Source organism: Paractinoplanes deccanensis (assembly GCF_016862115.1).
Lineage (GTDB): Bacteria > Actinomycetota > Actinomycetes > Mycobacteriales > Micromonosporaceae > Actinoplanes > Actinoplanes deccanensis.
On sequence record NZ_BOMI01000065.1, the window covers coordinates 29922 to 42443 of the forward strand.

Sequence of the window (12522 nt, forward strand, 5' to 3'; positions counted from 1 at the left end):
GCCTTAGACTCGTCGGCCGAACCGGGGGGACGACATTGCCGCTAGATCCTGAGGACGCTGTCGAGGGCTGGGCGCAGCGCATCGAGCAGCAGACGAGCTTGACGACCGAGCTGAGTGAGCGCCTGCAGCGGGTGACCGGCTTCGCCGAGTCGCCGGGCGGTGACGCGACGGTGACGGTCGACCATTCGGGTGGGCTGGCCGACCTGCGGCTCAGCGACCGCGCGATGCGCCTGCCCGCGGCCGAGCTCGCGGGGGTCATCATGGCCACGAGCCGGCAGGCCCAGGCGGTGCTGGCCCGGCGGGTGGCCGAGCTGGTCGGCGGCATGTACGGGTCCGACTCGGCGACCGCCACGTTCATCGGCGGCACCTACGCGGCCCAGTTCCCGGAGCCGGCCGACGACGACCAGGACGAGGAGCGTGACCGGCGATGACGCAGCCCGACATCAAGCTCGACGCGGCGGCCCTGCGCGCCCACGCGCGCATGGTGGACGAGGCCGGTGCCATGGTGGGCGAGGCCGCCGCCGGCGCGGCCCATCTCGACCTGCACGACGAGGTGTACGGCGAATGGCCGGGCAGACTCTTCGTGCCCCTGATCAACCCGGCCCAGGACTGGGCGCTGAGCGAGATCCGCGGCGGCGCCGACGCGACCACCCACCTGGCCGAGCTGCTGCGGGCGGTGGCCGACGACGCGGACACCACCGACCAGGCCGCGGCCGAGCGCTTCCGCAGCGGCGGCAAGTGATGGGTGGCGAGACCGCCTCCCGGGCGAGCGTGATCGCGGCGGAGAGCGAGACCAAGGGCTACGAGGGCGCCGGCATCGTCGAGTCGGCGTCCGGTGTGGTCGACGGTATCGCCCACGGCGACTGGCTGGGCGCCGGCGGCAACGCGGTGGCCACCGGCCTGTCGCTGATCGGCGCGGTGATGGATCCGCTCCAGGCCGTCTTCGCGGCCGGCGTGGGGTGGCTGATGGAGCACGTCAGCTTCCTGCGGGAGCCGCTCGACAAGCTGATGGGCGACCCCAAGGCGATCGAGGGGCACGCCAAGAGCTGGTACAACATCGAGCAGCGCCTGTACGACGCCGTCGACTTCTTCGTCGATCAGGTCAACGAGAGCACGGCGGCGTGGGCGGCCCAGTCGGCCGAGGCATATCGCCGGCTCGCCCGCGAGCACGCCGAGTCGGTCCAGGCGCTCGGCAAGATCGCGGACGGCATGAGCAAGGCGACGACGATCGTCGGCGCGATGGTCGGCGTCATCCGCAACACGCTGCGCGACATCATCGCCGAGGTGGTCGGCGCGTGCATCTCCAAGGCGATCCAGGCGGCCACCGTGGTGCTCATCCCCAAGGTCGCGGCCGAGGTGGCGATCCTGGTCAGCGAGGCCAGCGCCAAGATCCTCAACGTCCTCAAGCGGCTGTTCACCGCGATCAAGGAGATGGGCGTCCTGACCCGGCAGATGTCCGGCATCGTCGAGCAGATCGGCCAGGCCAACCGCAACGTGCTGCGGCTGGAGGCCTTCCGGCTCGAGGCGGCGGGCACCTCCAGCCCCGGCTGGCCGGGCTTCCGGAGCGCGTACGATCTGCTCGGCCAGGGTCACGTGTCGGTCTACGGACCGGTGGACAAGGTGGTCGTCGAGACCGCCCGCAGCGCGAGCCAGACCAACACGTCCCAGAACACGGGGGCCACGGGGAGCACCATGACCGGGGAGAACCCGGCTCCGGGCCCCATCGATCTCCCGCTCTGACAGGAGCACCCACATGCAACCGCCGGACGACCGGATCGCCAAGCGCCTCGAGGAGATCCGCGCGCGGGAGGCCGCGGCGGACGCGGAGCCGGCGCCGGCCGACGACCTCGGCAGCGCGGTCGTCGACCGCCGCAAGGGAGGCGCGCTCCGCTCGACGGTGTTCGTGATCGTGCTGATCGTCGCGGCCGCCGGGCTGTTCGGCCTGGCCGTGACGCTCACCCGGCTCGCCGGCGACGACTTCGGCGACGCCGAGCGCTACGGCCGGGCCGACGTGACGTCGTGCGTGCGGCACGGCCCGATCACGAACAAGGGCTTCGGCTACTGGGAGAGCTGCGCCGCGACGATCACCTGGGACGGCGGCGACACCGACCGGGCCACCGTCGACGCGGTCTTCACGTCCGGCGACATCGGCTCCCCGGTGCGCGTCGGCGACCTCGGCACGTACCGGACCACCCGCGAGCTCGTCCGCGAGGACGCCGCGTACCGGCCGTGGCTGGCCTGGATCGGCTACGCCGTCGGCTTCCTCGCCTTCGTGCCCACCCTGGTCCTGGTCCTGACCGTGCGGGAGGCCCTGCGCCGGAAGCGCTAGCCGATCCGCTGTGCGGTATCCCTGGACCACGAGACGGACCGGGCGCTAGGGTCACGCCATGACGACGCTCGATGAGCCGGCCCGTCGCTCCTCAATGAACTATCCAGTCCGTTCGTCCCCAAGAGGGGGCGGGCAGTGGACGATCGCCACGTGCTGCCTCTCCGGGACGCTGGAGGACAAGCTCGCGGCGGCCGCGGCGGCCCGGTTCTCCGGCGTCGAGCTCACCGCGAGTGACCTCGTCGCCTCGTCGTGGGAGCCGCGCCGGATCCGCGAGGAGTGCGCGCGGCGCGGGCTCACCGTCGACGCGTACCAGCCGTTCCCCGACTTCGAGGCGGTGCCGCCGTCCGTCCTGCGGGCCAACCTGCGCCGGGCGGAGCGCACCTTCACCACGCTCGCCGAGATCGGCGTACGAACCGTCGTGGTTTGCTCGTCGATGTCCGCCGACGCGGTCGACGACGACGACCTCGCCGCCGAGCAGCTGCACGAGCTGGCGACGATGGCCGCCGGCCACGGGCTGCGCCTCGCCTACGAGGCGCCGGCCTGGGGGCGCTTCGTCGGCACGTACGCGCACGCCTGGCGCATCGTCCGCCGCGCCGGGCATCCCGCGCTCGGTCTGTGCCTCGACAGCTTCCACGTGCTCGCCCGCGGCGAGACGCCGGACGGCATCCGGGTGATCCCCGGCGACAAGATCTTCCACGTCCAGCTGGCCGACGCCCCGCGCCGGGTCATGGACGTCGCCGAGCGCAGCCGGCATCACCGCCTGTTCCCCGGCCTCGGCGCGTACGACATCGCCGGGTTCCTGAAACGCGTCGAGGAGACCGGCTACGACGGGCCGCTCTCGCTGGAGGTGTCGAACGACGTCTACCGGCAGGCCGATCCGCGGCACGCCGCCATCAACGGCATGCGGTCGCTGCTGGCGCTCCAGGCGTACGAGAGACCGCCCGAACTGACCGGCATGGTCTTCACCGAGCTGGCGGTCGACGAGATCTCCGGGCCCGAGGTGTCGCGGGCGCTGACCGCGCTCGGCTTCGCCAACACTGGCCGCCACCGCTCCAAGCCGGTGCAACTCTGGCAGCAGGGCACCGCGCGGGTGCTGCTCAACTACGCCGCGCAGCGCACCGTCGCCCCCGGCACGGCCACCGTCTGCGCGCTGGCCGTGCAGACCGCCGACCCGGCCCGGTCGACAGCGCGCGCGGAGCGGCTGCTCGCCCCGGTCCTCCCCCGCCTGCGCCGCCCCGGCGAGGCCGACCTCGCCTCGGTCGCGGCCCCCGACGGCACATCGATCTTCCTGGTACGCGACGACGGCTGGCTCCAGGACTTCGCGCCGGTGGACACCGCGTCACCGGCCGGCGGCACGATCACCGGCACCGACCACGTGACCCTCACCGACGCGGTCGACGACTTCGACGAGTCGGCGCTGTTCTACCGGGCCGTGCTCGGCCTGCACGCCGGGGAGACGACCGAGATAGCCGCGCCGTTCGGGCCGATCCTCAGCCGCGCCGCCACCGGCCCCGGCCACCGGGTGCGGATCGTGGTGAACACCGCGCCGCTGCGACGAGGCGACTGGGCACCGGTCATCCCGAACCCGCAGCACGTCGCCTTCGCCACCGGCGACGCGATCGCCGCCGCCCGCGCGATGCGGGCCGCCGGTGCCAAGCTGCTGCGCATCCCCGGCAACTACTACGCCGACCTGGACGCCCGCCTCGGCCCGCCGCCGGACCTGCTCGACGCGCTGCGCGAGCACTCCATCCTGTACGACCGCGACGAGCACGGCGCCTACCTGCACTTCTGCACCGAGATGCTCGGCCACCGGGTCTTCTTCTCGGTGGTGCAGCGCGTCGGCGACTACCACGGCTACGGCGGCCCGGTCGGCGCGCCCGTCCGGATGGCCGCCCACCGCGAACGCCGCCTGCTCACCCTGCGGCAGCGCAAGGAACCGGACCACCGCCACGACTTCTCCCTCGCCCACCTCACCGCGCTGAGCCTCTCCCCGCCCGAGCTCGTCGACGCGGCCGCCGAGGCCGGCTACCGCTACGTGGGCCTGCGGCTGACGAGGGTCACGCCGCAGGAGCCGCACTACCCGCTCGCCACGGATCCCGCGCTGATGCGGACGACCAAGGTGCGCCTCGCCGCCACCGGCATCGAGGTCCTCGACATCGAGCTGGCCCGCATCGCCCCCGGCGACGACCCCCGCGACTTGCAGCGCTTCCTGGAGGCCGGCGCCGAGCTGGGCGCCCGCCACGTCATCACCCAGCTGCCCGACCCCGACCGGGCCCGCAAGACCGACCGCTTCGCGCAGCTCTGCGAGATGGCCCGCCCGCTCGGCCTCACGGTCGACCTGGAGTTCCCGTCCTGGACCGAGACCCCCGACCTGGCAGCTGCCGTACGCGTGCTCCGCGCGGCCGCCCAGCCCAACGTCGGCATCCTCGTCGACCTGCTGCATTTCGCCCGCTCCGGCTCCAGCGTCGCCGACCTGCGCCAGCTGCCCGCCGACTGGTTCCACTTCGTCCACGTCTGCGACGCCCCACCGGCCGTGCCCCCGACCAACGAGGGCCTCATCCACACCGCCCGCTTCGAACGCCTCTTCCCCGGCGAGGGCGGCATCGACATCCCCGGCATCCTGGGCGCCCTCCCGCCGGGCCTCCCGTACGCCCTGGAGATCCCCCGGGCCACCCTGGTCGCCCAGGTCGGCGGCAAGGAGCACGCCCGGCTCGCCCTGAGCAAGACCCGCGCTCACCTCGAACCCCGGAAGGACGCCCCCTGGACCGACGCGCCCTCCTGACCGGCAGCGCCACCCTCGCGGCGACCGCGGCCCTGATACCGGAGGCCGCCCAGGCCGGGGCGAGAGAGAAAGCCCTTGGACGGCCGCCCCCCACGTACCAGATCTACGGGTAGGGCGATCTGGCCTTCCTGGAGGGCACCCGCTGGGACGACCTCGACAACCAGCTCGACGGCTGGGCGCGCTATCGCCTGCGCGTCAACGGCCTCACCCTGGCCGATGTCATCCAGAACGGCCGGAGCGGATACCGCCGCCGCTTGCAGACGTGGACCTGGGAGGACGACGGCGTCCCGGTCGTCAAGCTGACGAAGAACGTCTACCGATCGCACAACACGATGGCCGAGGAGTGCCCGCTGCTCTGGAACTTCGTCACCGCTACTACAGCCCGTCGGCGTTCCGCATCCCCGGCGACCGGAGACGCATCACCGGGCCCTGATTTGCCGGGGATGATTCAGTAACCGCATGAAGGTCAAGCACTGGGTCATCGCGTGCGGCTACCGGGCCGCCTGGTCACTGATCGGGGCCATGCCGGAGAGGACGGCCTATCGCCTGTTCGACCGCATCGCCGATCGCCTGTGGAAGGTGCGCGCGGCGCCGGTCCTGCGATTGGAGGCGAACCTGCTCAGGGTCCTGGGCAAGGACACGACGCCGGAGGCGCTCGCCGCGATGTCGCGCAAAGGCATGCGATCGGCGCTGCGGTATTACTGCGAGGCGTTCCGGCTGAACGGGTGGGACCGGAGCCGCATCGTGGACAGCGTCGACATCGCGGACGAGGACCGAGCGCGCCTCGCCGACGCGATCCGCTCGGAGCGCGGCGCCGTGCTGGCGCTCGGCCATACCGGCAACTACGACCATGCCGGGGCGTGGCTCATCGCGACCCACGCGATCGAGTTCACCACCGTCGCCGAGAACCTCAAGCCCGAGGCGGTCGCCGAGCGGTTCTGGGACTACCGGCGCAAGCTCGGGATGGAAGTGCTCCCGCACGACGGCGGGCCCTCCGTCGTCGGGACGCTGGCGCGGCGGCTCCGGGCGGGCCGCACCGTCTGCCTGGTCGCGGACCGCGACCTCAGCGCCTCGGGGGTCCCGGTCGACTTCTTCGGCGAGACCACCCGGATCGCCGCCGGACCGGCGGCGCTCGCGGTGCTGACCGGCTGCGGACTGTATCCGGTGAGCCTCTGGTATTCGGGTCCGGGGCGGATGGGCATCAGAGTCCATCCGGAGATCCCGGTGCCGCCCGGCGGCACCCGGCAGGAGAAGATCGCCGGGATGACGCAAGCGCTCGCCGACGCCTACGCGGAGGGCATCGCCGCCCATCCCGAGGACTGGCACATGTTACAGCCGTATTTTTTGGCCGACCGGCCACCGAGCCTCACTTCACCGTGACGACACCGCGGGCCGTGACCGGCACCGTGCCGGGGTAGGTGCCCTCCTCGCGATACTGCCACCAGCGCACGCTCACCCGGCCGGCGCCGACACGCTGCGCGATCCCCCGCCGCGTCGCCGTGGCCGGCGGCACCCGCAAGAGCACCGCCATCAAGGCCGCCCTGCGCGGCGGCTGGGTCAACGTGCTCATCACCGACCTCCAGGTCGCCCGCGGCCTGGTGTCACCGCTCGGCCGCGACGGGGTGGAAGGTGGCGATCGCGCGGGCGAGCTCGGCCGGGTGGGTGAACGGCATGAGGTGGCTCGCGCCGTCGACGGTCACCACGCTCGCGCCGGGGATCATGCCGGTCACGTGCTCGACCAGGCGGTGCACCGGCGGGGCGCTCGCCCCGCCCTGGATCAGCCGCGTGGGCGGGCGCAGCGCCGCCAGCGCCGCCCGGTCGACGGTCCAGGCGCCGACCGCCGGCATCTCGCCGGTGAAGAGGTAGGGGTCCTCCCCGTCCAGGACGCCCGCCATGACGCGCCGATGGTCCGGCCCGCAGACCAGGGTCATGAACGCCTCGAAGGCGGCCGTCAGGTCACCGGCGGCGGCCAGCCCCATGATCGGGCCGAACATCGCGCCCAGCGCCTCGCGATCCTCGGGCGCCGCGAGCGCGTCCACCAGCGGGGGTTCGCAGAGGCTGAGCGTGCGGACCAGGCCGGGATGGTCGAGCGCGAGCTGAAGCGCGACCACGCAGCCGGAGGAGTGCGCGAACACGGGGGCGGACGCAACGCCGAGGTGCCCCAGCAGCGCCGCGGCGTGCCGGGCGTGGTCCCCGACGGTGAGCCCGGCCGGCGGCGGGGCCCCGGTGTATCCGGCGCGCACCAGGCGGATCACGCGGTGACCGCGCAGCGCCGGCTCGGCGGCGAGCGGGGTGAACCAGTCGGCGGTCACGGCGCCGTGGATCAGCAGCAGCGGCTCGCCGTCGCCGCCGGAATCGGTGTAGGCGATCTCGGCGTCGCCGGTGAACCAGGGGGTCAGGTCTTCCATGATGGTCTCTCCTTGACGATCAGTCGGCGTACAGCCGGATCTCCAGGCCGTCGGGGTCGTGCAGGCCAACCAGGACCGAACCGCCCTTGTGGCCGGTGACCACGCCGCCGTGCGGCTGGCCGAGCTCGTCGAGCCGAGCGCGCCAGGTCTGCACGCCCTCGCGCGACGGGACGCGCAGGGCGAGCGGGTCGAAGCCGGCCAGGGCCGCGGCCCGTGCGGGGTCATGGCGCAGGGCCAGATGGATCGTGCGGCCGGGATCGCTGAGCGCGAGGCCCCGGACGACGCCGTCCTCCTCGAACTCGATCTCCACGGTCAGGCCGAGCACGCTCGTGTACCAGCCGCGGCTGCGGTCCAGGTCGGCGACGGGCAGCTTCACGTGGTGGTAGCCGGACAGGTCGGGCATCGCGACGAGCCTTTCGCTATAAGCGCCTCTAGTGAGTGACTAGAGTAGGCTCTAGCGAATGGCGGAGCGTGTCAAGCGAGCGACGAAACCCGACAGCGGCCGGCTCACCCGGGCCGAGCAGGCGCGAGCCACCCGCCGGCGCATCGTCGCCGCGGCCGCCGACCAGTTCGTCGCGCGCGGCTACGGGGCGACGCTGCTCGACCAGGTGGCCGAGCGCGCCGGCGTCGCGGTGCAGACCGTCTACTTCCACTTCGGCAACAAGCGCACCCTGCTCAAGCACGTCATGGACGTCGCCGCGGTCGGTGACGACGAGCCTGTGCCGCTGCTCGACCGGCCCTGGGTCGGCGAGATCCGGCAGGAGGACGATCCCCGGCGGATCATCGAGCTCTGGCTGGCGCACGGCCGCGAGATCCTCGAACGCGTCGCCCCGCTGATGCGGGTCATGCGGGGCGCCACGGGCACCGACCCCGAGCTGGCCGCCCAGTGGCAGACCAACCAGCAGCAGACCCGCTCGGCGTACGGCATGCTCGCCGACCTGCTCGCCGCGCGCGGCGCCCTGCGGCCCGGGCTCGACACCGAGCTGGCCCGCGACATCGCGTTCACGCTCAGCAACGCCGAGACCTACCTCCAGTTCACCGACGTGTGCGGCTGGACGCCGGAGCAGTGGCAGGCCCGCACCGCCGGCATCCTCTGCGCGGCCCTGCTGTCGGTGCCCGGGTGACCTCGTGGTCTGATCTCAGGATGGGAGCGGAGCACGACGACCAGATCGAGGCCGCCGTACGGGAGCACTTGCAGCCCGGCGAGACCTTCCGCGCCGCCGTCTGGGCGGGCCGGGCGGACGAGGGCACATCGGCCGGCATGACCCGCGCCGAGCTGTCCCCGTTCCGCTTCCGCAGCGTGAACCCGAAGCGCCGCGGATATCAGCCCAAGGCGCGCACCGTCGCCGCCGGGCTGGACGAGCACATGCGCAACGTCACCGACCCGCGCGTCCTGGCCCTCACCGACCGCCGCCTGCTGGTGCTCGCCAAGAAGCTCGCCCTTTTCGGCGGGCCGGCGCCGGCCCTGCGGCTGCGCTGGGAGTGCGCCCGCACCGAGCTCACCTCGGCCACCGAGCAGGGCGGCCGCCTGCGCCTGGCCTTCCGCGACGGCTCCACGCTGACGCTGCTCACCCCGTCCGACCGGGTCCAGCCCTTCCTCGCCGGATGACCGCCGAGCACGTCCGCGACGCGTACGCCTCCGTCGCGGGTCTCTACATCGACCTGTTCGGCTCCAGCACCCAGGTGCACGCCGACGACCTCGCCCTCATCGAGCGGCACCTGACGATCCGGCCGGGCCGGGTGCTCGACCTGGGCTGCGGTCCCGGCCACCTCACCGCCCACCTGCGCTCGCGCGGCGTCGAGGCGGCCGGCCTTGACCTGGTGCCCGAGTTCGTCGCCCACGCGCGCTCGGCTCACCCGGACGGCGACTACCGTCTCGGCTCGATGACCGACCTGGACGTCGAGGACGGCTCCGTCGCCGGCATTCTCTCCTGGTTCTCGACCATCCACCTGCCGCCGCCCGGCCTCGACGGCGTGCTGGCCGAGTTCCGCCGCGCGCTGCGCCCGGGCGGGACGCTGGTGCTCGGCTTCTTCGAGGCCGCCGAGCTCGCCGCCTTCGACCACAAGGTGACGACCGCCTACCGCTGGCCGGTGGGCGAGATGTCCGCGCGGCTGTCCCGCGCCGGCTTCACCGAGACCGAGCGCCACAGCCGCCCCGCCGAGGGCACTCAGCGCCCGATCGCCGCCCTCGCGGCTACCCGAACCGCCGATCCGCGTCCTCGGCCACCGCGTTGACGGCCGAGGCGGTCATCGCCAGGTCGGCCCGGGTGAACTCCTGCGGCTCCCCCGCCCGCCAGCGGACCGCGCGAGCGGCCAGGCCGGCGTACTCGGGGAACAGCCTCGCGAGATAGTCCCCCGCGCCGGACTTCGAGACGATGTCGCCGTGCGCGAGCGTGTAGTGCAGCCGCGCCGGCCCGAGCACGTGGAAGGTCACGATCTCGGGGTCCAGCGGCTCGTCCCCGCCGCCTGCCAGATACTCATCGATCTGGGCCGCCTGGTTCCGCCAGAAGGTCCGCAGGTTGTCGAGCAGGTAGAGCCGCAGGTTGCCGAGGTCGACCCGGACCCCGGGGTCGGCGGCGCCCCGGATCGCGATGCCGTACCGCTGGAGCACCAGCCAGACGACGGGCGTGAGCTCGCCGCACGGCCGGTCCGTCACGAGCTTCCCGCTGACGGCGAAGGGCACGGGACGGCGGTCGTCGGGCCAGACGGCGGCCAGCGCCGGCGACAGGTAGACGCCGTCGAAGTAGGGGCGGCCCATCTCGGTGTGGATCTCCGCGAGGACCGCGAGATCCTTCTCGGCGGCCTCCCGCGACGTCAGGACCACCGTGTCAACGTCGCTGACGCCGGGCTGCCAGGCCCCGATCGCGGCGGAACCCACCACGTAGAGCCCCGTCACGAAGCCCGGCAGCCGCTCGTCCGCAAGCGCCAGATATCGATGGGTGACCTCTTCGATCATGCGCGCGACCGTAGCAATCGCACGCCATGGCCTCAGGACGGGCCGCTGCGGCCCGTGGCGGTGGTGCCGTCCGGAGACGGCGGCAGGGTGCCCTCCGTCGCGGCCGGGGCGCCGGCGTCCTCGCCGGTCAGGTCGTCGACCTGGCCGTCCTGGGAATAGGTGGCCATGGCCTGGTTGAGCTCGGAGAGCGGCAGCCTCTCCTCGTCGCGCCAGGTGCCTTCGGTGTCGTCGGTCATGGGGGTGATCTACCCGCGGCGGGGAGGAACTAACGGGTCTCGCCGGCGCGCTCGCGGCGCAGGTGCTCGATCGCCCGGCGGGCCAGGTCGGTCTTCTCGGCCGCCAGGCCGGCGTACATCTGCTCGATCTTGTCGTCGGGCTGGAGCGGCGGCAGCAGCGGGATGGCGGGATCGACCACGGCGTGGATGACGGTGGGCCGGTCGGCGGCGAGCGCCGCCTCCCACGCGCCGGCGATCTCGGCGGGGTCGCGCACCTCGATGCCGCGCAGGCCCAGCAGCTCGGCGTAGCGGGCGTACGGCACCGGCGGCAGGTCCTGGGAGGCCGCGAACCGGGGCTCACCCTCCATCTCGCGCTGCTCCCAGCTGACCTCGGCGAGATCGCCGTTGTCGAGCACGCAGACGGCGAAACGCGGGTCGGCCCAGTCGCGCCAGCGGGCGGCCACGGTGGCCAGCTCGGCGAGCCCGAGCATCTGGAAGCCGCCGTCGCCGGCCAGCACCACCACCGGGCGGCCGGGCTCGTCGAGCTTCGCGGCCAGGCCGTACGGGATGCCGCAGCCCATCGAGGCGAGCGTGCTGGACAGGTGGGCGGGCACCCCCGCCGGCAGCCGCAGGTGCCGGGCGTACCAGTAGACGACCGACCCGACGTCGACCGCGACCCGCGCGTCGCCGGGCAGCCGGCCGGACAGCGAGCGGATCACGTGCTGCGGGTTGAGCGGCTCGGCGGCCGCCTCCGCCCGCGCCGAGGCGATCTCGTGCCAGCGCCGCACCCAGCCCTCGACCCGGCCGCGCCACTCGGCGCGCGGGGCCGGCTTGACGAGCTCCAGCAGCGCCCGCACGGTGAGGGCGGCGTCGCCCAGCAGCGGCACCTCGACCGGGTAGCGCACGCCGAGCCGCCGCCCGTCGATGTCGATCTGCACGGCGCGGGCCTGCCCGGGCGCGGGGTAGAACTCGGTCCACGGGTCGTTCGTGCCGACCAGCAGCAGGGTGTCGCACTCGCGCATCAGCTCGGCGCTCGCGGTCGTGCCCAGGTGGCCCATCACCCCGGTGTGATACGGCAGCTCCTCGTCCAGCACCGGCTTGCCGAGCAGCGACGCCGCCACGCCGGCCCCGAGCCGGTCGGCCAGCTCGGCGATCTCCGCCGCGGCACCGTACGCCCCCTGACCGACCAGGATCGCGACGCGCGCACCGGAGCTCAGCACCTCGGCCGCCTCGCGCAGGTCCTCCTCGCGCGGCAGCAGCCGGGCGGGGCGCAGGCCCGGGCCGGTCACCACGACGCCGTGCTGGTGCTCGGTGGGGTCGGGAGCGGGCGCGGTCTGCACGTCGTGCGGCAGGATCACGCAGGTGGGGCTCCTGGTCGCGAGCGCGGCCCGGAACGCCCGGTCGAGCAGCATCGGCACCTGCTCCGCCGAGAAGGCGGTCTGCACGAACTGGGCGCAGACGTCACCGAAGAGCCGTTGCAGGTCGATCTCCTGCTGGTACGCGCTGCCGAGCACCGTCGACGCCTGCTGCCCGACGATCGCCACGACGGGCTGGCTGTCGAGTTTCGCGTCGTACAGCCCGTTGAGCAGGTGCACCGCGCCGGGCCCCTGGGTGGAGAGGCAGACGCCGGGCCCGCCCGCGTACTTGGCGTGCGCGACGGCCATGAACGCCGCGGCCTCCTCGTGACGGGCCTGCACGAAGGCCGGCTTGCCCGCGCGCCGCAGCGCGCCCATCACGCCGTCGATGCCGTCGCCGGAGTAGCCGAAGACGCGCTCGACGCCCCACGCCGACAAGCGCTCCACCAGAAGATCGGAAACCGTTCGCTCGCCCAT

At 73.3% G+C, this 12522-nt stretch carries 14 protein-coding genes; 9 read left to right on the forward strand and 5 right to left on the reverse strand.

The genetic code is table 11. The annotated features are described in order from the left end of the window. The first annotated feature begins 35 nt into the window (after window positions 1–35). The 6 genes from Ade02nite_RS17270 to Ade02nite_RS17295 all read left to right on the forward strand — a co-directional run bounded on the left by Ade02nite_RS17270 (window position 36) and on the right by Ade02nite_RS17295 (window position 6491). A complete protein-coding gene (locus Ade02nite_RS17270; RefSeq protein ID WP_203763749.1) occupies window positions 36–431 on the forward strand; it encodes a YbaB/EbfC family nucleoid-associated protein in 396 nt (131 codons plus the stop codon). Then, window positions 428–742 carry a hypothetical protein gene (locus Ade02nite_RS17275; RefSeq protein WP_203763751.1) on the forward strand — a complete coding sequence of 105 codons (315 nt, stop codon included), beginning with the start codon at window positions 428–430 and terminating at the stop codon, window positions 740–742. Before Ade02nite_RS17270 ends, Ade02nite_RS17275 begins: the two co-directional genes overlap by 4 nt. After that, window positions 742–1740 (forward strand): hypothetical protein, encoded by a 999-nt coding sequence (locus Ade02nite_RS17280; protein ID WP_203763753.1) that lies wholly within the window; start codon window positions 742–744, stop codon window positions 1738–1740. The genes Ade02nite_RS17275 and Ade02nite_RS17280 overlap by 1 nt, the downstream gene beginning before the upstream one ends. A 13-nt stretch (window positions 1741–1753) precedes the next feature. Continuing rightward, a complete protein-coding gene (locus Ade02nite_RS17285) occupies window positions 1754–2329 on the forward strand; it encodes a DUF6346 domain-containing protein (protein ID WP_203763755.1) in 576 nt (191 codons plus the stop codon). A 58-nt stretch (window positions 2330–2387) separates the two neighbouring features. After that, window positions 2388–5111, forward strand: a complete 2724-nt coding sequence (locus Ade02nite_RS17290; protein WP_203763757.1) for a TIM barrel protein — start codon at window positions 2388–2390, stop codon at window positions 5109–5111. A 459-nt stretch (window positions 5112–5570) separates the two neighbouring features. After that, the gene (locus tag Ade02nite_RS17295; RefSeq protein ID WP_203763761.1) at window positions 5571–6491 is read left to right on the forward strand and encodes a phosphatidylinositol mannoside acyltransferase; all 921 of its coding nucleotides are present in this window, start codon (window positions 5571–5573) and stop codon (window positions 6489–6491) included. 221 nt (window positions 6492–6712) lie between these two features. On the opposite strand, the gene Ade02nite_RS17305 is transcribed toward Ade02nite_RS17295, so the two are convergent. Both Ade02nite_RS17305 and Ade02nite_RS17310 read right to left on the reverse strand, forming a co-directional pair. Further along, a complete protein-coding gene (locus Ade02nite_RS17305; RefSeq protein WP_203763764.1) occupies window positions 6713–7519 on the reverse strand; it encodes an alpha/beta fold hydrolase in 807 nt (268 codons plus the stop codon). Window positions 7520–7538: 19 nt separating this feature from the next. Further along, entirely contained in the window at window positions 7539–7922 is a 384-nt protein-coding gene (locus Ade02nite_RS17310) for a VOC family protein (RefSeq protein WP_203763767.1), read from the reverse strand. Window positions 7923–7980: 58 nt separating this feature from the next. Between Ade02nite_RS17310 and Ade02nite_RS17315 the strand changes: the two genes are divergently transcribed. Genes Ade02nite_RS17315 through Ade02nite_RS17325 form a run of 3 tightly spaced genes read left to right on the forward strand, consistent with a single transcriptional unit; the run spans window position 7981 to window position 9754 of the window. Then, window positions 7981–8643: a TetR/AcrR family transcriptional regulator gene (locus Ade02nite_RS17315; RefSeq protein WP_203763771.1), complete on the forward strand. Its 663-nt coding sequence runs from the start codon at window positions 7981–7983 to the stop codon at window positions 8641–8643. Between the two features lie 20 nt (window positions 8644–8663). After that, on the forward strand, window positions 8664–9128 hold the full coding sequence (locus Ade02nite_RS17320) for a hypothetical protein (protein ID WP_203763774.1): 465 nt from the start codon (window positions 8664–8666) through the stop codon (window positions 9126–9128). After that, window positions 9125–9754 (forward strand): class I SAM-dependent methyltransferase, encoded by a 630-nt coding sequence (locus Ade02nite_RS17325; RefSeq protein ID WP_203763777.1) that lies wholly within the window; start codon window positions 9125–9127, stop codon window positions 9752–9754. Before Ade02nite_RS17320 ends, Ade02nite_RS17325 begins: the two co-directional genes overlap by 4 nt. Here the strand turns inward: Ade02nite_RS17325 and Ade02nite_RS17330 are convergent. The 3 genes from Ade02nite_RS17330 to Ade02nite_RS17340 are packed head-to-tail and all read right to left on the reverse strand — an operon-like array spanning window position 9714 to window position 12522. After that, window positions 9714–10475, reverse strand: coding sequence for a nucleotidyltransferase domain-containing protein (locus tag Ade02nite_RS17330; protein WP_203763780.1), 762 nt, complete (start codon window positions 10473–10475; stop codon window positions 9714–9716). The two genes, Ade02nite_RS17325 and Ade02nite_RS17330, sit on opposite strands and share 41 nt — an antisense overlap. Window positions 10476–10507: 32 nt before the next feature. After that, window positions 10508–10711 (reverse strand): hypothetical protein, encoded by a 204-nt coding sequence (locus Ade02nite_RS17335; protein ID WP_203763783.1) that lies wholly within the window; start codon window positions 10709–10711, stop codon window positions 10508–10510. 29 nt (window positions 10712–10740) lie between these two features. Beyond that, complete coding sequence (locus tag Ade02nite_RS17340) at window positions 10741–12522, reverse strand: thiamine pyrophosphate-requiring protein (RefSeq protein ID WP_203763786.1); 1782 nt, start codon at window positions 12520–12522, stop codon at window positions 10741–10743.